Source organism: Enterobacter sp. AN-K1, from assembly GCF_020971765.1.
GTDB classification, from domain to species: Bacteria; Pseudomonadota; Gammaproteobacteria; order Enterobacterales; family Enterobacteriaceae; genus Enterobacter; species Enterobacter hormaechei_C.
The window spans coordinates 221,929-244,012 of the sequence record NZ_CP087390.1; the positions used below are offsets into that span (position 1 = coordinate 221,929).

Consider the following 22,084-nt stretch of genomic DNA (forward strand, 5'->3'; position numbering starts at 1 on the left):
ATGATTATGTTGCGATTTTTGAACCAGTGCTCACGCGGTCGCGGAGCGTGGTTGTTGATGGCCCTGACCGCCTTTGCGCTGGAAATGGTCGCGCTGTGGTTTCAGCATGTGATGGGGCTGAAACCTTGCGTACTGTGTATTTATGAGCGTTGTGCGCTGTTCGGCATTATGGGCGCGGGTCTGGTAGGTGCGATTGCACCCAAATCACCGTTACGCTATGCGGCAATTTCCATCTGGCTGTACAGCGCCGGGAAAGGGATTGCGCTTGCCTGGGAGCACACCCAGATGCAGCTTCACCCGTCGCCGTTTATGACCTGCGATTTTGCCGCCCGCTTCCCGAGCTGGCTGCCGCTGGATAAATGGCTGCCGCAGGTGTTTGTGGCCTCCGGTGACTGCTCTGTACGCCAGTGGGAGTTCCTGACGCTGGAGATGCCGCAGTGGCTGGTGGGCATTTTTGTCGCCTACTTTGTGGTGGCACTGCTGGTGCTGATTGCCCAGCCGTTCAAACCAAAGAAACGCGATCTTTTTGGAAGGTAAAAGCAAAACGGCAACGTCAGTTTTGTTGGTCGGGTAAGCGCAGCGCCACCCGACAAAATTGCGCACAATAAAAAACCCGCCTCGGCGGGTTTTTTATTATCACCGATTAGGGTGATTCATAATGTGGTCTTCCCAGTCGCGCACCTCGGACTCTTTCACCGCAATGTGGCGCACGGAAATACGTTCACCGTGCATCGCCGCTTTCGACCCCGTCAACAGCGGATGCCATGTGGGCAGATCCTTTCCTTCCGCCAGCAGGCGATACGCGCAGGTATGCGGCAGCCACTCAAAGGTCGGCAGATTTTCACGGGTTAACTTGATGCAGTCCGGCTCATATTCGAAACGGCGCTCATAGTTGCGGCACTGGCAGGTTTTGATGTTTAACTGCTTGCAGGCTACGTTGGTGAAATAGATCTCGTCCGAATCTTCATCCATCAGCTTATGCAGGCAGCACTGCCCACAGCCGTCACACAACGATTCCCACTCCGCGTCGGTCATGTCGTCGAGAGTTTTGCTTTGCCAGAAAGGAATGTCGTTCATCGGGATGTCCACACGTCAAAATAGAGCGCACCTTATAACGAGTCTGGCACGTTGATGCAAGTTTTGCCGCCCTTTTCAGGCGGCAAGGTGCTTTTACAGCACGCGGGTTTTCAGCGACAGGCCGTTAAAACTGACGTCCAGCTCGTCGCCACTGTGCAGCGGCCCCACACCTTCCGGGGTGCCGGTAAGGATCACGTCGCCAGGTTTCAGGGTGAAGAAGCGGCTCATGTAGGCAATCAGCGGAACGATCTTATGGATCATGTCAGCGGTCGTTCCCTGCTGGCGGATCTCGCCGTTGACCTTCAGGCTGAGGGGCGTGTTCTGCGGGTCGTCGGTAAATTCACTCACCGGAACGAAACCGGAAATCGGGCATGAATTATCAAAACCCTTGGCTTTTTCCCACGGCTGCCCCGCTTTCTTCATTTTGCCCTGGACGTCGCGCAGGGTCAGGTCGAGCGCGACACCGTAACCCGCAATCGCTTTCTCTACGTGTTCTTCAGTGGCCTGGCGCAGCGTCGCGCCGATCAGCACCGCCAGCTCCACTTCATGATGCACCGAGCCCAGTCCCTGCGGCAGAACCAGCGGCTGGCGAATATCGCACAGTGCGGTTTCTGGCTTAATAAACAGAACCGGCTCTTCCGGCACGGCGCTGCCCATCTCCTGAATATGTTTTGCATAGTTGCTGCCCACGCAGACCACTTTGCTGACGGGATAATCCAGTAATGCACCTTGCCAGTTATGATGTTGATACATGGTCGACCCCTAATCGGTTGATGAGTTGTTCCCGGAAGGACCCGGGCTTATTTCTTTCCGCTCACCTCAAGATGCTGTTTTAATAAATTCTCCGGTGGCGGCGGAAGCTGTAAATAATAGCCCTGCTCGATTAACGCCTTTTTGACTTTCTCAAGATCGGCGTTCACCAGCTTCTTACGGCCGTCCAGCGGCAGCAGCATCGCCAGCTGCGGTCGGCCAAAGCTTTTCATTAATTCTTCAGGCACGCGGGAAAAATCGTCTTTCTTTTCGACATAAAGGTAGGTCTGGTCGCGGCTGGTACTTCTGTAGATCACACAAAACATGTTTTTACTCTGAATTAATGGGTGGTTGCTTGCCTCAATATACTCCTGACTATAACATGCCTGATACTCTTCGGAATATCGCGGCGATGTGTTGCGGTTAATAGCAAATTGAGTAAGGCCAGGATGTCAAATACGCCCATCGAGCTTAAAGGCAGTAGCTTCACCTTATCAGTGGTTCATTTGCATGATGCAAAACCCGAGGTTATTCGTCAGGCGTTAGAAGACAAAATCGCGCAGGCTCCCGCTTTTCTTAAGCATGCTCCTGTCGTCGTCAATGTAAGCGACCTTGAGGGGCCGGTTAACTGGAAGCGACTCCAGCAGGCCGTCGTCTCTACGGGGTTGCGCATCGTGGGTATTAGCGGCTGCAAAGACGCAGAGTTAAAAGCCGAAATTGAACGCGCGGGTTTGCCCTTGTTAAACGAGGGCAAAGAAAAAGCCCCGCGTGCAACGCCTGCAACCGTTCCCGCTCCCCCGCCTCCGGCGCAAAATGTAGCCCCAGTCACAAAAACGCGATTGATTGATCTGCCGGTTCGTTCCGGTCAGCGCATTTATGCGCCAAACTGTGATCTGATTGTTACAAGCCACGTCAGTGCGGGCGCAGAACTGATTGCAGATGGCAATATTCACGTTTACGGTATGATGCGTGGGCGTGCGCTTGCGGGCGCCAGCGGCGATCGAGAAGCACAAATTTTTTGTACTCACCTGACGGCAGAACTGGTGTCTATCGCAGGTGAATATTGGCTGAGCGATAAAATCCCAGCCGAATTTTATGGCAAAGCGGCCCGTCTGCAACTGGCAGATAACGCTTTGACCGTTCAACCGTTAAATTGATCCCTTTTAACAAGGAATTTCTATGGCACGCATTATTGTTGTGACTTCGGGTAAAGGAGGCGTTGGCAAGACCACCTCCAGCGCGGCCATCGCTACTGGTTTGGCCCAGAAGGGAAAGAAAACCGTCGTAATCGACTTCGATATCGGTCTGCGTAACCTGGACCTGATCATGGGTTGCGAGCGTCGCGTGGTGTATGACTTCGTGAACGTCATTCAGGGCGATGCCACCCTTAACCAGGCGCTGATTAAAGATAAGCGTACCGAGAACCTCTACATTCTTCCGGCGTCCCAGACCCGTGATAAAGACGCCCTGACCCGCGAAGGCGTGGAAAAGGTGCTCGACGATCTGAAAAAGATGGAGTTCGACTTCGTGGTCTGCGACTCCCCGGCCGGTATCGAAACCGGGGCTTTGATGGCGCTCTACTTCGCGGATGAAGCCATCATCACCACCAACCCGGAAGTCTCGTCAGTACGTGACTCCGACCGTATTCTCGGCATTCTGGCCTCGAAATCCCGTCGCGCGGAAAATGGCCAGGAGCCAATCAAAGAGCACCTGCTGCTGACCCGCTACAACCCGGGCCGGGTGAACAAAGGTGACATGCTGAGCATGGAAGACGTGCTGGAGATCCTGCGCATCAAACTGGTTGGCGTGATCCCGGAAGATCAGTCCGTGTTGCGCGCCTCTAACCAGGGCGAGCCCGTGATCCTGGATACACAGGCAGACGCAGGTAAAGCGTATGCGGATACCGTTGACCGTCTGCTGGGAGAAGAACGTCCTTTCCGCTTCATTGAAGAAGAGAAGAAAGGTTTCCTCAAACGCCTGTTCGGAGGATAAGTTATGGCATTACTGGACTTTTTTCTCTCGCGGAAAAAAAGCACCGCCAACATCGCAAAAGAACGTCTGCAAATCATTGTGGCGGAACGTCGTCGTAGCGACGCCGAACCGCACTACCTGCCGCAGTTGCGCAAAGACATTCTGGAAGTGATCTGCAAATACGTGCAGATTGACCCGGAAATGGTCACCGTTCAGCTGGAGCAAAAAGACGGGGATATTTCGATTCTGGAGCTGAACGTGACGCTTCCGGAAGCGGAAGAGTCGCGTTAATCCGTTTGTGGTTTTGTAGGCCGGGTAAGCATCGCGCCGCCCGGCAATTTCCCCGGTGGCGCTGCGCTTACCGGGGCTACAATTCTTTAGCGCGGATACCCTTCCAGCAGGATATTCAGGCGTTCGGCCATCAGTTCCCCCCGCCATCCGGCGACCAGTTCCGGTAAACCATTTTGCGGTTTCAACTTCCAGTGCCAGTTCAGCAGCTGGTTAATCTGACGACGTGAAGCCAGCAGTTCGGCACTCAGTTTGCTTTCCCCCGCCACCGTCTGCACCAGCGCTTTGATATCTTTGAACGCCTTGCGGTAGCCCGGCATATCCATCAGGTTAAGCAGCGGTTCTGGCAGTGCGTCCTCTGGCAGCTGCTGAGCTTTCTCTACCAGCGCGAGCAGCGTTTTACCGTGGAAACGGATCTCACTTCCGGAAAGGCCAATGCTGTCCAGTTCACCAAGGCTACCCGGCATATAGCGCGCCACCGCCCACAGGTGTTCTTCACGCACCACGAAGTTAACCGCCAGATCGCGCTCACGCGCTTTACGCAGACGACAGTCAGCCAGCAATTGCAGACAGGCCAGTTGACGGGTGCGCAGCTGCCAGGCGTTAGTGATGTCACGCCAGGCTTCTTTCGGATCAACCACTTCCTGGCGACGCTGCTGCGTCATGCGGCACTCATCCAGTGCGGCAGACAGCCAACCGGACGCCTCAGCCTCTTTCATGAGCTGGCCGGCAATCGGCAGAAGGTAAAAGACGTCTGCCGCGGCGTATTCAAGCTGACGCGCCGTTAGCGGACGCGCGAGCCAGTCGGTACGCGATTCGCTCTTATCCAGCGTCAGACCGGTGTACTCTTCCACCATCGCCGCAAAACCCCAGGAGAGCGGACGACCGCTGAACGCCGCGAGGATCTGGGTATCAATCAGCGGCTGCGGCATGATGCCAAAGGTGTTGAGAAAGACTTCCAGATCTTCACTGCCCGCGTGCAGATATTTGGTCACGGCGGTATCCAGCAACAGCTCGCGCATTGGCGCCCAGTCGGTAATGCCGAGGGGGTCAATCAACGACACGTGTTTGCCGTCATACATCTGAATCAGACCCAGCTGCGGATAGTACGTTCGGGTGCGGACAAATTCCGTATCCAGGGCGATAGCGGGAAATTCACGCGTCACCTCGCACAGCGAAGCCAGCTCGTCGTTGGTAGTGATCATCTGGTAATTCAAATCGGACTCTCTTTTGTTTGCGCCCATAAAAAACGCCGGCTTAACCGGCGTCTGGGCGATTAACGTGAAGCTCAGGCCTTATTGTCCACTTTGGCACGGGCTTCGTCACGTAATTCTCGTCGTAATATCTTCCCGACGTTGGATTTCGGCAGCTCATCCCGGAATTCCACCAGCTTCGGCACTTTATAGCCCGTCAGCTGACGACGACAAAACGTTATCAGCGCATCCTCGGTAAGAGAAGGATCTTTCTTGACCACAAATATCTTCACCGCTTCACCGCTGCTGCCGGAAGGAACGCCCACCGCCGCCACTTCCAGCACGCCGCTGTGCTGCATCACCACGTCTTCGATTTCGTTCGGATAGACGTTGAACCCTGACACCAGGATCATATCTTTCTTGCGATCGACGATGCGCAGGAAGCCTTCGTCATCCATCACCGCGATGTCGCCCGTGTGCAGCCAGCCGTCTTTGATGATCTCATCCGTGGCATCCGGACGTTGCCAGTAGCCCAGCATCACCTGCGGCCCTCTGACGCACAGCTCTCCTGGCTCACCGTGAGGCACTTCGTTATCCTCATCATCCACCAGTTTTGCTTCCGTCGACGGGACCGGCAGACCGATACTGCCGCTGTGATAGTCGATATCATGCGGGTTAACGCTGACCAGCGGGGCGCACTCCGTCAGGCCATAGCCTTCCAGCAGATACTGCCCGGTGAGTTTCACCCAGCGCTCGGCAACCGCCTGCTGAACCGGCATCCCGCCACCCGCAGAGAGGTGCAGCGTGGAGAAATCGAGCTGCTGGAACTCTTTATTGTTAAGCAGCGCGTTAAACAGGGTGTTCACGCCGGTCATGGCGGTGAACGGGTATTTCGCCAGCTCTTTGACCAGCCCCGGAATGTCGCGCGGGTTGGTGATCAATACGTTTTGACCGCCAAGCTCAATAAACAGCAGGCAGTTCATGGTCAGCGCAAAAATGTGATACAGCGGAAGCGCGGTGATCACCAGCTCCTTGCCCGGATGCAGCAGCGGCCCGTAGGTGGCATTAACCTGCTCAAGGTTCGCCAGCATGTTACGGTGGGTCAGCATCGCCCCTTTGGCCACGCCGGTGGTACCGCCGGTGTATTGCAGGAAGGCCAGATCCTCGGACACGATCTCCGGCTTCACGTACTGCATCCGGTAGCCCGCATGCAGGGCGCGGCGGAAAGAGATGGCATCCGGCAGGTGGTATTTCGGCACCAGCCGCTTAACGTATTTAACGACAAAGTTGACCAGCGTACCTTTCGCGGTAGAGAGCTGGTCGCCCATACGCGTCAGGATGACGTGTTTAACCTGGGTTCTTTCAACGACTTTTTCCAGCGTGTGGGCAAAGTTGGAGACAATCACAATCGCCGCCGCGCCGCTGTCATTCAACTGATGTTCCAGCTCGCGCGGGGTATAGAGCGGGTTAACGTTAACCACGATCATCCCTGCCCTGAGGATCCCGAACAGCGCCACCGGGTATTGCAGCAGGTTTGGCATCATCAGCGCGACGCGATCCCCTTTCTGCAAGCCCAACCCTTCCTGTAAATAGGCTGCAAACGCCCGGCTGCGCTCTTCCAGCTTACGGAAGGTCATCACTTCGCCCATATTCACAAATGCAGGCTGGTCAGCGTAACGCCGTACCGAGTGTTCAAATAATTCAATCAGGGATTGATAACGGTCAGGATTGATCTCCGCAGGGACATCCGCGGGATAACGGTTAAGCCAAACCTTTTTCAATGCATCACCTCTGAAATGAGTGTTCGTCGTCATCACAGCCCCGATAATAAACAGTTTGTTAACATTATATTAACTCAGCGTACCAGTTTATTAATTGTTCAGATTGCAGGTTGCGAAGCGCGTCACTCTTTTTTTTCGTTTTATCCGTAAAAAAACAGAGACAGCGGCTGAGCCGCTGTCTCTTTCCTAACAATAACAGTAAGTTACTCAGTTACGATTGTTTGAACCTGTGCAGGGCCTGGATTGTACCAACCCCAGCCACCGTAGCCGTAACGATACGGATGCGGTCCCCACATCCACGGATCGATTGGCTGTGGCGGCATCACCACCTGCTGGGCGATACGCCAGCGTTTGTAGCCGTTAACCTGCATGGTCATAAATTTGTATGGCGTATTGCCGATTTTGCCCGCCACCGAACCGGTAATCGGCCCGACGACGGTCACCAGCTGCCCGCGGAAATCTACCGGATCGAGGAAGCCGCTGACGTCAGCGTAGATCCGCCCGCGCGAGGCTTCACCCAGAACAGGCCGCGCGCCGTCGTCCAGCGGGACAGTGGCAATCTCCAGCCGGGTTTTCCCCTGCTGGTTTAGCACTTCAACCACCTTGCCGCCAAACCGCGCTTCCTGCCCGACATACAGCTCCGGGGCATTCATCACGCGTACCAGATCCTGCTGTGGCGTTGGGCTGGTGCCCTTGATCGCATCAGGAACGGTGACGCACCCGCTCAGTGCTATGGCAACCGCGCCTGCCATAAGAAAGCGTACAACTTTAGTCTGAACCGCCATGATGCGACTCCTTTTTCTCAGTTCCTGTTACTGAGATTCACTCGCGGCCAGGAAGTTTCTTCCACGCGACGGTGTTTCGTAAATAAACCGGTTCAGCATGTTCAACCGCCACGGTTTTTCCTGCGGCAAGTAGCTGACAGGCAATCGGCAGCATATCTTCTGCGGCGGGCAGGAGCATTTTACCGTCCACCAGCGTAAGGCCGGTGTCCTTCGCCATCTCAGGCCATGCCGGCCAGCCGGTTCCGACCGTCGCCCACTCACCGGAGAGCTGTTTCAGGCGCCCTGTGACGGCTTCAGGTTTAAGCACCGCTTCCGTCTCTTCGCCGTGCCAGACGCCGTTTTCGTCACGGGTGTACTCCGCCCAGTAGACTTCCCCCATGCGGGCATCAATCGCAGCCAGCACGCGGGTGGCCCCGGTCATGCGCCAGGCACCCTGAGCCATGGTCGCAAGCGTTGAGACGCCGATCATCGGCAGGTCAGCGCCCAGCGCCAGCCCCTGCGCAATGCCAATCCCGATACGTACGCCCGTAAAGCTGCCCGGACCACGGCCGTAGGCCAGCGCGTCGAGGTCAGTCAGGGCGGTGTTGCCCTCGGTTAAAATGGTTTTTACCAGGGGCAGAATACGTTGGGTGTGTTCCCGTGGGCACTCTTCAAAATGAGCAAAAGTCGTACCGTCGTTCCACAGGGCAACGGAACAGGCCTCTGTCGCGGTATCAATAGCCAGAATTCGCATCAGTCGTCGCGCTCTCGCAATGGTCAGTCACAAAATGGCGCGCATCTTAACACACTCCGGGAAGAATTACTCCGCCGTCGGGTTCGCCAGGAAGCGGACCGCGCGTTTAATATCCCGCGTGCGCGGCGCGGGCGGCAGGCTGGCGAGGAAGGTGGCGCCGTAGGGACGCATCACCAGGCGGTTGTCGCAGATCACCAGCACCCCGCGGTCGGTGACGTCGCGGATCAGTCGCCCTACCCCCTGTTTAAGCGTGATGACCGCGTCCGGCAGCTGGACGTCGTCGAACGGATCGCCCCCGCGCAGACGGCAATCCTCCATGCGCGCTTTCAGGAGCGGATCGTCCGGCGATGTGAACGGCAGCTTATCGATAATCACCAGCGAGAGCGTATCGCCGCGCACGTCCACCCCTTCCCAGAAGCTGCTGGTCGCCACCAGCAGGGCATTACCGGCGCTGACAAACTGCTGGAGCAGCTGGCCTTTGCTGGTTTCCCCCTGCAACAGCACCGGTAGCGTCATGGTGGCGCGGAACTGCTCGGCCAGTTCGCGCATCATGGCGTGTGAGGTGCAGAGCATAAAGCAGCGCCCGTTGTTGGCCTCAATCATCGGCTTCAGCATGGCCGCCAGATGGCGCGCCGCGCCCGGCTGGTTAGGCAGCGGCAGATTGCGCGGCACGCACAGCAGCGCCTGTTTCTCATAGTCGAACGGGCTCGGCAGAAGCAGGGATTCCGCCTGCTCAATGCCGAGGCGCTCGGTAAAGTGGTGCAGATCGTCATTGACCGACAGCGTGGCCGAGGTAAAGACCCAGGTGCCGGGCTTTTGCGCCATCACCTCTTTGAATTTATCAGCAACGGTCAGCGGCGTGAGCGCAAGGGTGAAGTGGCGCGAGGTACATTCGTACCAGTAGCTATAGCCCGGCTGGTTGATCTCTTTCAGCCGCTTCAGCCGCCCACGGTAGAGCGTGGCGCGCTCGAAAGCGGCGTCCAGCAGCGCTGAACGTCCGAGGGACAGCTTCGCCACGTCGTAACAGAGTTCAAGGGCATCATCGAGCAGCAGCAGCGCGCGCTGGATATTTTTGTCTGCGAGCAGTTCGCGCAGGTTGCCGCGATAGCCCGGCTCGCCAAGCTGTAAGCGGAAATCCTGTGCGCATTGCGCCAGGCGGTCCGCGCACTTCTGCAACTGCTGGGTATCTTTGAGTTCGGTGCGATAGGCAATGGTAATATCTTTCGCCAGATCCTGAAGCTGACGGCTGGAGAGCGACTGACCAAAATACTGGCTGGCGATGTCCGGTAGCTGATGGGCTTCATCGAAGATCATCACCTCCGCCTCCGGGATCAGCTCGCCGAAACCACTGTCCTTGACCACCATATCCGCAAGAAACAGGTGATGGTTCACCACCACCACGTCGGCGTCCATCGCGGTTTTACGCGCTTTCACCACAAAACAGTCCTTATACAGCGGGCAGTCGCTGCCGAGGCAGTTGTCATTGGTGCTGGTCACCAGCGGCCAGGCCGGGGAGTCTTCCGGCACGCTCGCGCAGGTGCTGATGTCCCCCTCCTCCGTCTGGTTGGCCCAGGCGCGCAGGACGATCACATCGCTCAGGGTTTGTACCGGCAGGTCGCCGCCCGCCAGCGCCTGCTGTTCAAGACGCTCCAGACACAGGTAGTTAGAACGCCCTTTCAGCAAGGCCAGACGCCCTTGGTATTTCAGCGCTTTCGCCACCGTGGGTAAATCGCGGCTGTAGAGCTGATCCTGGAGCGCTTTTGATCCCGTAGAGATGATCACCTTTTTTTTCGCCCGCAGCGCAGGAGCGAGGTAAGCATACGTTTTCCCCGTACCGGTGCCGGCCTCCACGACCAGCGGCTGCGCCTTGTCGATGGCGTGCGCGACGGCATGCGCCATCTGACGTTGGGGTTCGCGCGGTTTAAAGCCGGGAATAGCCTGTGCTAACTGACCTTCTGGGGAAAAATCGTCTGCCACGGTGTTCTCTCACTGTATTTTTGCACAGGGATTATGTCAGCCCCTTCTCTCCGGTGCCACCCCAAATAGTGACGACGGCGGAACATTATGGCAGTCTTGCCGCCTGACGACGAAAGATAACGAGGATACGTTTATGACAATTACGCGCATTGATGCCGAAGCCCGCTGGTCTGATGTGGTGATCCACAACCAGACGCTGTACTACACCGGCGTCCCTGCCAATCTGGACGCCGACGCCTTCGAGCAGACCGCGAACACCCTGGCGGAGATCGACGCCGTACTGGAAAAACAGGGCAGCGACAAATCCCGCATTCTGGATGCGACGATTTTTCTGGCGAATAAAGACGATTTCGCGGCGATGAATAAAGCCTGGGATGCGTGGGTGGTGGCGGGTCACGCGCCTGTACGCTGCACCGTACAGGCCACGCTGATGAAACCGGAATATAAGGTTGAGATCAAGATTATCGCGGCAGTGTAAGCCGGTTATTCTTCATCTTCATCCTCAAAGCGCGCCACGATCCGCTCGCCGGTATGGGTGGCGCGAAGTTCTTCCGCGACCTGGGAAATTGCCTGTCCGCTGCTCATCCCCTGGGACATCAGCTCCTGAATACGTTCAACGGCTTTCTGCTGTTGGTCATGGCTGAGAGAAGGTAAACCTGCAAACATCGTTAACTCCTGCTAAATTATTCGCGCTAATTATTTCACGCTGCCCGGTAGTATGCCATACATGAACATGCGCTTCCCCACTGTTATGACCTTGCCCTGGCGTGCAGACGCCGCCGAGTTCTGGTTTGCCCGTCTGAGCCATCTGCCTTTTGCCATGCTGCTGCACTCCGGGCATGCGGATCACCCCTACAGCCGCTTTGACATTCTGGTGGCCGACCCGGTTAAAACGCTGACGACCGATGCGCTGTCGCCAACGGACGATCCGCTGATGCGGCTTCAGAACGAGATCCATGCTCTGGGCTTATCTGCCACACCGGATCCGGATCTGCCTTTCCAGGGGGGCGCGCTGGGCCTGTTTGGTTACGATCTGGGTCGCCGTTTCGAAAAGCTGCCCGAGCATGCGCAGGCGGATATTTCCCTGCCGGATATGGCGGTGGGGCTCTATGACTGGGCGCTGATCGTGGATCACCGTAAGCAGACGGTTTCTCTGCTAAGCCACCGGGACGTGCAGGCGCGTCTGGCCTGGCTTGAGGCGCAACGGCCCGCCGCCCCGGAACACTTTATGCTAACCTCCGGCTGGCGCTCGAACATGAGCGCGGAGGAATACGCGGAAAAATTCTCCCGCGTGCAGGCGTATCTTCACAGCGGCGACTGTTATCAGGTCAACCTTGCCCAGCGTTTCCAGGCGGCATACGAGGGAGACGAATGGCAGGCGTTTACCCGCCTCAATGCCAGCAATAAGGCCCCGTTCAGCGCATTTTTACGCCTTGAACACGGCGCCATCCTCAGCCTTTCACCTGAGCGTTTTATTCACCTGGCTGACGGTATGATTCAGACCCGCCCGATAAAGGGCACCCTGCCGCGCCTTGCCGATGCCGACGCCGACCGTCAGCAGGCGGAGACGCTGGCGGCCTCGCCGAAAGATCGCGCTGAAAACCTGATGATTGTCGATCTGATGCGCAATGATATTGGCCGCGTCGCCGAGCCGGGCAGCGTGCGCGTGCCGGAGCTGTTCGTCGTGGAGCCATTCCCGGCGGTGCATCATCTGGTCAGCACCATCACCGCACGTCTGCCGGCCTCGCGAACCGCCTGCGATCTGCTCCGCGCCGCGTTTCCGGGCGGCTCCATTACCGGCGCGCCGAAGGTCCGGGCGATGGAGATCATCGACGAACTGGAACCGCATCGCCGCAACGCCTGGTGCGGCAGCATCGGCTATGTGAGTCTGTGCGGCACCATGGATACCAGCATCACTATTCGCACCCTGACGGCCTGCGACGGTAACCTGTACTGTTCCGCAGGCGGTGGCATTGTGGCCGACAGCCAGGCGGAGGCGGAATATCAGGAAACCTTTGATAAAGTGAATCGTATCCTGAAACAACTGGAGAACTCACGGTGAAGAAAGACAACCTGACGCTGGATGATTTTCTGTCGCGCTTTCAGCTTCTGCGGCCCCAGGTTAACCGCGCCACGCTGAATCAACGTCAGGCGGCGGTGCTGATCCCGGTCGTGCGTCGTGAGCAGCCGGGTCTGTTGCTTACCCAGCGCTCACCGCATATGCGAAAACACGCCGGTCAGGTTGCGTTCCCGGGCGGCGCGGTGGACAGCACCGATGCATCCCTGATTGCCGCCGCACTGCGCGAAGCGCATGAGGAAGTGGCGATCCCCCCGGAGGCGGTCGAGGTGATCGGCGTGCTGCCGCCAGTGGACAGCGTAACCGGTTTTCAGGTCACGCCGGTCGTTGGCATTATTCCGCCCGATCTTCAGTATCACGCCAGCGTCGATGAAGTTTCAGCGGTATTCGAAATGCCGCTGGAAGAGGCCCTTCGTCTGGGTCGCTATCACCCGCTGGATATTCACCGCCGCGGACACGATCATCGGGTCTGGCTGTCGTGGTATCAGCATTATTTTGTCTGGGGCATGACGGCAGGCATCATTCGTGAGCTGGCCCTGCAAATCGGCCTGAAGCCTTGACTATACTTTACATTCCACCCTTTTCTGGCAGGTTTGCGATCGGCGTCGCGCTATTAGCAAAACCATCGTTAACCATTAGTTTAATTCATGTGAATAGTTAAGCCGAGGTTGGTGTTCCCTCTTACACTATGCGCAGTTATAACATCGTTACTGGAACCCCAGTAACCCTGTCAGGAGTGTGAAAGTGATTAGTATATTCGACATGTTCAAAGTGGGGATTGGTCCATCTTCTTCCCACACTGTAGGGCCGATGAAGGCCGGTAAACAGTTCGTCGATGATCTGGTCGAAAAAGGATTACTGGAAAGCGTTACCCGTGTCGCCGTAGACGTTTACGGTTCACTGTCATTAACGGGTAAAGGCCACCACACCGATATCGCCATTATTATGGGTCTGGCGGGCAATATGCCGGACACAGTTGATATTGATGCCATTCCGGCATTTATCCGCGACGTGGAAACGCGCGGTCGTTTGCTGCTGGCTAACGGCCAGCACGAAGTGGACTTCCCGCAGGATGACGGGATGCGTTTTCGTAGCGACAACCTGCCGCTGCATGAAAACGGCATGACCATCCACGCCTGGAGTGGCGAAAAAGAGATCTACAGCAAAACTTACTACTCCATCGGCGGCGGCTTTATCGTTGACGAAGAACACTTTGGTAAAGAGAGCGCGGGCGACGTCAATGTGCCCTATCCGTTTAAATCGGCCACCGAGATGCTGGGCTACTGCAAAGAGACCGGTCTGTCCCTGTCAGGCATGGTGATGCAGAACGAACTGGCGCTGCACAGCAAGAAAGAGATCGAAGACTATTTTGCTAACGTGTGGCAAACCATGCGCGCCTGTATTGACCGCGGGATGAACACCGAGGGTGTTCTGCCTGGGCCACTGCGCGTACCGCGTCGTGCCTCTGCGCTGCGCCGCATGCTAGTCACTACCGACAAGTTCTCCAATGACCCAATGAACGTGGTCGACTGGGTGAACATGTTTGCCCTCGCGGTTAACGAAGAGAACGCAGCGGGTGGTCGCGTCGTGACGGCGCCGACAAACGGCGCGTGCGGTATCGTTCCGGCGGTGCTGGCCTATTACGATCACTTTATTGAGCCCGTGACGCCGGACATCTATATCCGTTATTTCCTCGCGGCAGGCGCTATCGGCGCGCTGTACAAGATGAATGCGTCTATCTCCGGTGCTGAAGTGGGCTGTCAGGGTGAAGTGGGCGTGGCCTGCTCAATGGCAGCAGCGGGTCTGGCGGAACTGCTGGGCGCCAGCCCTGAGCAGGTGTGCGTGGCGGCGGAAATCGGCATGGAGCACAACCTCGGTCTGACCTGTGACCCGGTTGCCGGCCAGGTGCAGGTGCCGTGCATTGAGCGTAACGCCATCGCCTCCGTCAAAGCGATCAACGCCTCGCGTATGGCGATGCGCCGTACCAGCGAGCCACGCGTGTCGCTGGATAAGGTTATTGAAACCATGTACGAAACCGGCAAGGACATGAACGCGAAGTACCGTGAGACCTCGCGCGGCGGTCTGGCCATTAAGGTGCAGTGCGACTAAGCCTTCCTTTCGCCCATCTGCAACGGATGGGCGAATTTTCCCCTCTCGTCTCGTCGCTTCACGTATTCCCCACTACACTGTCACTGTTGCGTCTGGCTTTTCCGGCCGGTGCTTAACAGGCGACCGTTCATGCAAACTGCACAAACGATCATTAAAGACTATCGCCGAAAACGCGTTATCGTCTGTGTCACGGTTGCGCTCGTTACGCTCGTCCTGACGCTGGGTATTCGCTTTATTTCACAGCGCAACATAAATCAGGATCGGATCCACGACTTTACCCACCACACCGTGCGTGCGCTTGATAAGGTGCTTCTTTCGTTAGAGGCCCAGCGGGAAACGCTACTTTCACTGGTTGGCATACCCTGTTCCGAAGCAAATCTGATCCTGCGAAAACAGGCGGCGATCCTCCAGACCGTACGCTCCATCGCCCTCATTCAAGACGGAATACTGTATTGCTCAAGCGTCTTTGGCAGCCGTAATGTGCCCGTCAGTGAGTTTGTGCCGGAGCTGCCGGTCAGTGAATCCAGGCTGTTGCTGCTGACCGATCGGTGGCTGGTAAAAGGCAGCCCGGTACTGATTCAGTGGTCTCCCCTCGCGAGCGACGGCAACGACGGGGTGATGGAGGTGGTGAATATCGATCTCATCACTAAAATGATTCTTGAGCCGCAGCGGCCGCAGATCACCGACGTTGTCCTGAGAGTAGGAGATAACTTCCTCCGCGACGGGCAACAGGTGACGACTACGCCGACCTTCGATGAAAACGCCTCCCTGCTGGAACAATCGTCACAGCATTACCCTTTCAGCGTCACGGTGAGCGGCCCCGGGCCTGGCGAAATGGCGTTAAAAAATCTGCCCACCCAGCTGCCGCTGGCGTTAATGCTCAGCTTACTGATGGGCTATATCGCCTGGCTCGCCACCGCGCGGCGCATCAGTTTCACCTGGGAAATCAATATGGGAATTGCGGCCAGGGAGTTTGAGCTCTTCTGCCAGCCGCTGGTGAATGCCCGCACCCGGGAATGCGTCGGCGTCGAGATCCTCCTGCGCTGGAACAACCCGCGTCAGGGATGGATTTCGCCCGATGTCTTTATCCCTCTGGCCGAAGAACATAACCTGATTGTTCCGCTTACCCGCTACGTCATCAGCGAAACGGTGCGGCAGATAGGCTATTTCCCGGCCTCGCGCGATTTCCATATCGGCATTAACGTGGCCGCCAGCCATTTTCGCCGCGCTGCGCTGATCCAGGATCTCAACCGCATCTGGTTTAACGCCAGCCCTGTTCAACAGTTGATCGTGGAGTTAACCGAACGCGATGCGTTGCTGGATGTGGATTACCGCATCGTGCGGGAGCTGCACCGCAAAGGGGTGAAACTTGCGATTGATGATTTTGGGACCGGCAACAGCTCACTTTCATGGCTAGAAAAACTGCATCCGGATGTGTTGAAAATTGATAAATCCTTCACCACCGCGATCGGCACCGACGCCGTGAACTCAACGGTAACGGATATTATTATTGCGCTGGGTCAGCGGCTGAATATTGAACTGGTTGCGGAAGGGGTGGAAACCGAGGAGCAGTCACGATACCTGCGGCGTCACAGCGTACATATTTTGCAGGGGTACTTGTATGCGCGGCCAATGCCGCTGCGCGAGTTTCCGAAATGGCTGGCGGAAAGTCACTCTCCGCCAGCCCGCCACAACGGACACATCGTGCCCTTACTGCCGTTACGCTAGATAGCGTTACTCTTCTTCGTCGTGTGCAGAGTGCTCTTTAACAATACGCACCATATCAACGCGATAGTCGTTGGCTTCGACGATGGTAATTTGCAGCGGCGGCAGCTCCAGCACATCACCGATACGCGGGATCTGCCCGTTAACGGCAATCACCAGCCCCGCGACGGTGGCAATGTCTTCATCATCATTGACCACGTTTTCGACGCCCAGCGTGTGCGAGAGCGCGTGCAGGTCGGTGGTGCCTTTCACCAGCCAGCCGTCACCGTCGGCAACGATTTCCGGGGTTTCATCCGCATCAGGGAATTCACCGGCAATGGCTTCCAGCACGTCCAGCGGCGTCACCAGGCCCTGTACCACACCAAATTCATTGGTGACGATAACAAAGCTCCCGCGGGCACGACGCAATACGCCCAGCAGGTTGATCGGATCCAGCGTTTCAGGCACCACGATAGCGGGCGACGCGGCCGCTACGGCCTCGACGTTAACGCCCTCTTCCAGCGCCACCAGCATCTCTTTCGCGCGTACCACACCGATAATCTCATCCAGCTCACCCCGGCAGACCGGGAACAGGCTGTGTGGCGAGGAGAGCAGCTGCTGACGAATTTCGTCGACGCTCAGGTTGGCGTCCACCCAGCTGATCTCACCGCGCGGCGTCATAATGCCGCGCAGGGAGCGGGAAGCCAGCGAAAGCACGCCGTTGATCATGTAGCGTTCTTCTTCCACAAACGCGCCTTCCGGCACCGGAACCGGGTTACGGTTCTCGTTATCAGCCTGCACGTTGACCTGACGACGTCCGCCCATCAGTCGCAGAATCGCATCTGCGGTACGGGCTCGCAGCGGCTGATTCGACTGCTGCTTAATAAAGTTACGGCGCGCAATCTGGTTAAACAGCTCGATCAAAATCGAGAAGCCAATCGCGGCGTACAGGTAGCCTTTCGGAATATGGAAGCCAAACCCTTCTGCCACCAGGCTCAGACCAATCATCAGCAGGAAGCTCAGACACAGCACAACGACCGTCGGATGCTGGTTGACGAAACGCGTCAGCGGTTTTGACGCCAGCAGCATTACCGCCATCGCAATCACCACCGCCGCCATCATCACCGGCAGATGGTTCACCATGCCGACCGCCGTAATCACCGCATCCAGTGAGAAGACCGCATCAAGCACCACAATCTGGAGAACAACCACCCAGAAGCTGGCGTAACCCTTACCGTGACCATCATCGTGCTGCCGGTTCTCCAGCCGTTCATGCAGCTCTGTTGTGGCTTTGAACAGCAGGAACAGTCCCCCCACCAGCATGATTAAATCGCGGCCGGAGAAGGTGAAATCCATGACGGTGAACAGCGGCTTCGTCAGGGTAACCATCCACGAGATCACAGACAGCAAGCCCAGACGCATGATCAGCGCCAGCGAGAGGCCGATCAGACGGGCTTTATCACGCTGTTTCGGCGGCAGCTTATCCGCGAGGATGGCGATAAACACCAGGTTATCAATACCGAGAACGATCTCCAGCACGACCAGCGTAAGCAAGCCTACCCAGATTGACGGGTCCATTAAGAATTCCATGACACGCTCCTGCTAAAGGAATGACAAAACGGTGCCCCGCTAATTTCGGGCATTTCAAAGGGAATGAGAGTCGATGCGTGGCGAAGATCGCCGATGAATAAGGCGCGGAATGGCCTGGAAGATGACTGACGTCGGTGACGGTCCATATAGTGGGCTGTAGCCCTATACTCCTGAATAATTAAACGGACGCTAAACATATCAGAGACAATTGGTTTTTAGCAAAGATTTACGTTCCTTTGCAAACTTCTGTAACACACGCGGATTAACTTAAAGAAAAATCTGTAAGGCGTAGCTAAATTACGGATCTTCATCACATAAATTATTTTTTCACTATCTAAAATAATTCGCGGAAGTCTTAGTTTTTTGAACTCTAACCCTTATCTGAATCGATTCGGTTCGCCAATACGATTCTCAGTACGCCTGCCTGGCAGACGTATACATGATAATAAAAGGAGGTAGCAAGTGACCATTGCTATTGTCATAGGCACACATGGTTGGGCTGCGGAGCAGTTACTCAAAACGGCAGAAATGCTGTTGGGCGAGCAGGAAAACGTCGGCTGGATCGATTTCGTTCCCGGTGAAAATGCCGAGACGCTGATTGAAAAATACACTGCTCAGCTTGAGAAGCTGGATACCAGCAAAGGCGTGCTGTTTCTCGTGGATACATGGGGCGGCAGCCCGTTCAACGCTGCCAGCCGCATTGTCGTCGATAAAGAGCATTATGAAGTCGTCGCCGGGGTGAATATCCCGATGTTGGTGGAAACCTTCATGGCGCGTGACGACAACCCAGGTTTTGATGAACTGGTGGCACTGGCGGTGGAAACCGGTCGCGAAGGCGTGAAGGCGCTGAAAGCGCAGCCGGTTGAAAAACCGGCCCCTGCCCCTGCTGCACCAAGGGCGGCAGCACCGGCGAAGCCAATGGGTCCGAACGATTACATGGTTATCGGCCTTGCGCGTATTGATGACCGTCTGATCCACGGCCAGGTGGCAACACGCTGGACCAAAGAGACCAACGTACAACGCATCATCGTGGTCAGTGACGAAGTGGCCGCCGACACTGTCCGTAAAACCCTTCTTACCCAGGTTGCACCGCCGGGCGTCACCGCGCACGTCGTGGATGTCGCCAAAATGATCCGCGTTTACAACAACCCGAAATATGCGGGTGAGCGCGTGATGCTTCTCTTCACCAACCCGACAGACGTCGAACGCATTGTTGAAGGCGGCGTGAAAATCACCTCCGTTAACATTGGCGGTATGGCATTCCGTCAGGGCAAAACGCAGGTCAACAACGCGATTTCAGTGGATGCGAAAGATATCGAGGCCTTCAACAAACTGAATGCACGCGGTATCGAACTGGAAGCCCGTAAGGTTTCCACGGACCAGAAACTGAAAATGATGGATTTGATCGGCAAAGTGGGGAAATAAGCCCGGGCCGGTTTTTCATATAGAGCTTATGTAATAGGAGAAGTGCAATGGAGATTACTACTCTTCAGATTGTGCTGGTGTTCATCGTCGCATGTATTGCGGGTATGGAGTCCGTACTTGATGAATTTCAGTTCCACCGCCCTCTGGTGGCCTGTACGTTGATTGGCGCCGTTCTCGGTGACATGAAAACCGGTATCATCATCGGTGGTACTTTGGAAATGATCGCCCTCGGCTGGATGAACATCGGTGCGGCAGTTGCGCCAGATGCCGCGCTGGCGTCCATTATTTCAACCGTTCTGGTTATCGCTGGTCATCAGAGTATTGGTGCCGGTATCGCGCTGGCCATCCCGCTGGCCGCAGCGGGTCAGGTGCTGACCATTATCGTCCGTACTATTACCGTTGCCTTCCAGCACGCGGCGGATAAGGCGGCCGAAAACGGCAACCTCACCGCGCTCTCCTGGATCCACGTTTCTTCCCTGTTCCTGCAAGCGATGCGTATCGCAATCCCTGCGGTTATCGTGGCGATTTCTGTCGGTACCAGCGAAGTTCAGGGCATGCTGAATGCGATCCCTGAAGTGGTTACCAGCGGTCTGAATATCGCCGGGGGTATGATCGTGGTGGTCGGTTATGCGATGGTCATCAACATGATGCGTGCAGGCTACCTGATGCCATTCTTCTACCTCGGCTTCGTTACCGCTGCGTTCACCAACTTCAACCTGGTTGCGCTGGGTGTGATTGGTGCGGTGATGGCGATTCTTTATATCCAGCTCAGCCCGAAATACAACCGTGTCGCGGGTGCCCCTGCGCAGGCTGCTGGTAACAACGATCTCGATAACGAACTGGACTAACAGGTGAGCGAAATGGTTGATATGACAAAAACTACCACTGAGAAAAAACTCACTCCGGGTGATATTCGTGGCGTGTTCATCCGTTCTAACCTGTTTCAGGGTTCATGGAACTTCGAACGTATGCAGGCGCTCGGCTTCTGCTTCTCCATGGTGCCGGCCATCAAACGCCTGTATCCGGAAAACAACGAAGCACGCCGTCAGGCAATTAAGCGTCACCTGGAATTCTTCAACACCCATCCTTATGTTGCGGCGCCGGTTCTGGGCGTGACGCTGGCAATGGAAGAGCAGCGTGCGAACGGGGCTGAGATCGACGATGGCGCCATCAACGGTATCAAAGTTGGTCTGATGGGGCCGCTGGCAGGCGTGGGCGACCCGATCTTCTGGGGTACCGTGCGTCCGGTCTTTGCGGCGCTGGGCGCCGGGATCGCCATGAGCGGCAGCCTGCTCGGTCCTCTGCTGTTCTTCATCCTGTTCAACGCGGTGCGTCTGCTGACCCGTTACTACGGCGTGGCGTACGGCTATCGTAAAGGGGTGGATATCGTTAAGGATATGGGCGGCGGCTTCCTGCAAAAACTGACTGAGGGGGCGTCAATCCTCGGCCTGTTTGTAATGGGGGCGCTGGTTAACAAGTGGACGCACGTGAACATCCCGCTGGTGGTATCGACGATCACTGGTCAGGATGGTCAGACGCGCGTTACCACCGTGCAGACGATTCTGGACCAGCTGATGCCGGGCCTGGTACCGCTGCTGTTAACCTTCGCCTGTATGTGGCTGCTGCGTAAGAAAGTGAACCCGCTGTGGATCATCGTTGGCTTCTTCGTCATCGGTATCGCGGGCTACGCCGTCGGCCTGCTGGGTCTGTAATAAAATGCGTTACCGACCGGGGGCTTGCCCCCGGTCTTTTTATCTGGAGGATGAATGACTGTCACGGACACCGTACTGGTTTTATTTATTGTTACCCTTCTGGCTTACGCGATCTATGACGAGTTCATTATGCCTCGCCGCCACGGCGAGACGCTGCTGACCCTTCCCCTCTTACGCCGTGGACGCATTGATGCGTTTATCTTCGCCGGTCTGGTAGTCATCCTGATTTACAATAATGTGACCAGCCACGGCGCAATATTAACCACATGGTTATTATGTGCGCTGGCATTAATGGCGATTTACCTGTTCTGGATCCGCTCGCCAAAACTCATTTTTAAAAAACACGGATTCTTCTTCGCCAATGTCTGGATAGAATATAACCGTATTAAAGAGATGAATTTATCCGAAGACGGGGTTCTGGTGATGCAATTAGAACAACGCCGCCTGCTCATCCGGGTCAAAAATATTGATGACCTGGAAAAGATCTACAAATTACTCGTTAAAACTCAATGAGTTAATATTATAGCATCGGCTATATATTGCATTATTCTTAAACCAGCAATATAGCCGGTGCTATATCTCCTCTGTTAATTGCCTTATATTTGTTAACGATATTTTCACGCATAAATCTAAATGAAAATCGTTATCAATATAGTGGCTATATAAAGCCATCTTCGTTGTTGTTTTATATTCTCAAAATATGTTAAGGTTGCGCCCGTCGTTGGGGAGTAGCCGATTTCCTGCCTGCGGGAAATGTACGTGTCAACATACTCGTTGAAAAACGTGGCGCGTACGGATCGTTTTCAGCACACTTACTGTGCCAAAAGCGATCAGGCGAGACCATAGATACATCAACTGCTGTTTACTGGGGGCAGTGATGTGTCATATGGATATCCCCGGTCTGGACGCTCT

At 56.0% G+C, this 22,084-nt stretch carries 24 protein-coding genes and 1 riboswitch; of the genes, 13 read left to right on the forward strand and 11 right to left on the reverse strand.

What is annotated here, in order from left to right; translation table 11 throughout:
* Positions 1 to 6 precede the first annotated feature (6 nt).
* Positions 7 to 537, forward strand: coding sequence for a disulfide bond formation protein DsbB (gene dsbB / locus LOC22_RS01020; RefSeq protein ID WP_230239272.1), 531 nt, complete (start codon positions 7 to 9; stop codon positions 535 to 537).
* 99 nt (positions 538 to 636) lie between these two features.
* Here dsbB and LOC22_RS01025 read toward each other — a convergent pair whose 3' ends face one another.
* The 3 genes from LOC22_RS01025 to LOC22_RS01035 form a co-directional block, all read right to left on the reverse strand.
* Complete coding sequence (locus LOC22_RS01025) at positions 637 to 1,077, reverse strand: YcgN family cysteine cluster protein (protein WP_015570314.1); 441 nt, start codon at positions 1,075 to 1,077, stop codon at positions 637 to 639.
* 93 nt (positions 1,078 to 1,170) lie between these two features.
* Positions 1,171 to 1,830, reverse strand: coding sequence for a fumarylacetoacetate hydrolase family protein (locus LOC22_RS01030; RefSeq protein ID WP_015570313.1), 660 nt, complete (start codon positions 1,828 to 1,830; stop codon positions 1,171 to 1,173).
* A 47-nt stretch (positions 1,831 to 1,877) separates the two neighbouring features.
* Entirely contained in the window at positions 1,878 to 2,153 is a 276-nt protein-coding gene (locus tag LOC22_RS01035; protein ID WP_032653932.1) for a YcgL domain-containing protein, read from the reverse strand.
* 123 nt (positions 2,154 to 2,276) lie between these two features.
* Between LOC22_RS01035 and minC the strand changes: the two genes are divergently transcribed.
* Genes minC through minE form a run of 3 tightly spaced genes read left to right on the forward strand, consistent with a single transcriptional unit; the run spans position 2,277 to position 4,089 of the window.
* Entirely contained in the window at positions 2,277 to 2,984 is a 708-nt protein-coding gene (gene minC, locus LOC22_RS01040; protein ID WP_015570311.1) for a septum site-determining protein MinC, read from the forward strand.
* A gap of 22 nt (positions 2,985 to 3,006) precedes the next feature.
* Positions 3,007 to 3,819, forward strand: coding sequence for a septum site-determining protein MinD (gene minD / locus LOC22_RS01045; protein ID WP_003859938.1), 813 nt, complete (start codon positions 3,007 to 3,009; stop codon positions 3,817 to 3,819).
* A 3-nt stretch (positions 3,820 to 3,822) separates the two neighbouring features.
* Complete coding sequence (minE, locus tag LOC22_RS01050) at positions 3,823 to 4,089, forward strand: cell division topological specificity factor MinE (protein WP_003859937.1); 267 nt, start codon at positions 3,823 to 3,825, stop codon at positions 4,087 to 4,089.
* 86 nt (positions 4,090 to 4,175) lie between these two features.
* Here minE and rnd read toward each other — a convergent pair whose 3' ends face one another.
* From rnd to LOC22_RS01075, 5 genes are all read right to left on the reverse strand, one after another.
* Complete coding sequence (rnd, locus tag LOC22_RS01055; protein ID WP_230239573.1) at positions 4,176 to 5,291, reverse strand: ribonuclease D; 1,116 nt, start codon at positions 5,289 to 5,291, stop codon at positions 4,176 to 4,178.
* Between the two features lie 83 nt (positions 5,292 to 5,374).
* Positions 5,375 to 7,060: a long-chain-fatty-acid--CoA ligase FadD gene (gene fadD, locus LOC22_RS01060; protein WP_017693264.1), complete on the reverse strand. Its 1,686-nt coding sequence runs from the start codon at positions 7,058 to 7,060 to the stop codon at positions 5,375 to 5,377.
* A gap of 203 nt (positions 7,061 to 7,263) precedes the next feature.
* The gene (locus LOC22_RS01065) at positions 7,264 to 7,845 is read right to left on the reverse strand and encodes a Slp family lipoprotein (protein ID WP_015570309.1); all 582 of its coding nucleotides are present in this window, start codon (positions 7,843 to 7,845) and stop codon (positions 7,264 to 7,266) included.
* A 37-nt stretch (positions 7,846 to 7,882) separates the two neighbouring features.
* On the reverse strand, positions 7,883 to 8,578 hold the full coding sequence (gene tsaB / locus LOC22_RS01070; protein ID WP_230239273.1) for a tRNA (adenosine(37)-N6)-threonylcarbamoyltransferase complex dimerization subunit type 1 TsaB: 696 nt from the start codon (positions 8,576 to 8,578) through the stop codon (positions 7,883 to 7,885).
* Between the two features lie 66 nt (positions 8,579 to 8,644).
* A complete protein-coding gene (locus LOC22_RS01075) occupies positions 8,645 to 10,555 on the reverse strand; it encodes an ATP-dependent DNA helicase (RefSeq protein ID WP_230239274.1) in 1,911 nt (636 codons plus the stop codon).
* 133 nt (positions 10,556 to 10,688) lie between these two features.
* On the opposite strand from LOC22_RS01075, the gene LOC22_RS01080 reads away from it, so the two are divergent.
* Entirely contained in the window at positions 10,689 to 11,033 is a 345-nt protein-coding gene (locus LOC22_RS01080; protein ID WP_230239275.1) for a RidA family protein, read from the forward strand.
* 5 nt (positions 11,034 to 11,038) lie between these two features.
* On the opposite strand, the gene LOC22_RS01085 is transcribed toward LOC22_RS01080, so the two are convergent.
* The gene (locus LOC22_RS01085; RefSeq protein ID WP_003859925.1) at positions 11,039 to 11,221 is read right to left on the reverse strand and encodes a YoaH family protein; all 183 of its coding nucleotides are present in this window, start codon (positions 11,219 to 11,221) and stop codon (positions 11,039 to 11,041) included.
* 61 nt (positions 11,222 to 11,282) lie between these two features.
* Between LOC22_RS01085 and pabB the strand changes: the two genes are divergently transcribed.
* The 4 genes from pabB to LOC22_RS01105 all read left to right on the forward strand — a co-directional run bounded on the left by pabB (position 11,283) and on the right by LOC22_RS01105 (position 16,469).
* The gene (pabB, locus tag LOC22_RS01090) at positions 11,283 to 12,617 is read left to right on the forward strand and encodes an aminodeoxychorismate synthase component 1 (protein WP_045348652.1); all 1,335 of its coding nucleotides are present in this window, start codon (positions 11,283 to 11,285) and stop codon (positions 12,615 to 12,617) included.
* A complete protein-coding gene (locus LOC22_RS01095; RefSeq protein ID WP_017384324.1) occupies positions 12,614 to 13,192 on the forward strand; it encodes a CoA pyrophosphatase in 579 nt (192 codons plus the stop codon). The genes pabB and LOC22_RS01095 overlap by 4 nt, the downstream gene beginning before the upstream one ends.
* A gap of 184 nt (positions 13,193 to 13,376) precedes the next feature.
* On the forward strand, positions 13,377 to 14,741 hold the full coding sequence (gene sdaA, locus LOC22_RS01100; protein WP_003859920.1) for an L-serine ammonia-lyase: 1,365 nt from the start codon (positions 13,377 to 13,379) through the stop codon (positions 14,739 to 14,741).
* Positions 14,742 to 14,870: 129 nt separating this feature from the next.
* A complete protein-coding gene (locus LOC22_RS01105) occupies positions 14,871 to 16,469 on the forward strand; it encodes an EAL domain-containing protein (protein WP_015570305.1) in 1,599 nt (532 codons plus the stop codon).
* Positions 16,470 to 16,475: 6 nt separating this feature from the next.
* Here the strand turns inward: LOC22_RS01105 and yoaE are convergent, their stop codons facing one another.
* On the reverse strand, positions 16,476 to 18,035 hold the full coding sequence (yoaE, locus tag LOC22_RS01110) for a CNNM family cation transport protein YoaE (RefSeq protein WP_006810992.1): 1,560 nt from the start codon (positions 18,033 to 18,035) through the stop codon (positions 16,476 to 16,478).
* Positions 18,023 to 18,232, reverse strand: a complete 210-nt coding sequence (locus LOC22_RS22295; RefSeq protein ID WP_077579975.1) for a protein YoaL — start codon at positions 18,230 to 18,232, stop codon at positions 18,023 to 18,025. The genes yoaE and LOC22_RS22295 overlap by 13 nt, the downstream gene beginning before the upstream one ends.
* 265 nt (positions 18,233 to 18,497) lie before the next feature.
* On the opposite strand from LOC22_RS22295, the gene manX reads away from it, so the two are divergent.
* Genes manX through LOC22_RS01130 form a run of 4 tightly spaced genes read left to right on the forward strand, consistent with a single transcriptional unit; the run spans position 18,498 to position 21,685 of the window.
* Entirely contained in the window at positions 18,498 to 19,460 is a 963-nt protein-coding gene (gene manX, locus LOC22_RS01115) for a PTS mannose transporter subunit IIAB (protein ID WP_017384327.1), read from the forward strand.
* A 47-nt stretch (positions 19,461 to 19,507) separates the two neighbouring features.
* Positions 19,508 to 20,308: a PTS mannose transporter subunit IIC gene (gene manY / locus LOC22_RS01120; protein WP_003859914.1), complete on the forward strand. Its 801-nt coding sequence runs from the start codon at positions 19,508 to 19,510 to the stop codon at positions 20,306 to 20,308.
* 12 nt (positions 20,309 to 20,320) lie between these two features.
* Complete coding sequence (locus LOC22_RS01125) at positions 20,321 to 21,172, forward strand: PTS mannose transporter subunit IID (RefSeq protein ID WP_006810994.1); 852 nt, start codon at positions 20,321 to 20,323, stop codon at positions 21,170 to 21,172.
* Between the two features lie 54 nt (positions 21,173 to 21,226).
* Positions 21,227 to 21,685 (forward strand): DUF986 family protein, encoded by a 459-nt coding sequence (locus LOC22_RS01130; RefSeq protein ID WP_230239276.1) that lies wholly within the window; start codon positions 21,227 to 21,229, stop codon positions 21,683 to 21,685.
* Between the two features lie 198 nt (positions 21,686 to 21,883).
* Positions 21,884 to 22,084: riboswitch (yybP-ykoY riboswitch) on the forward strand.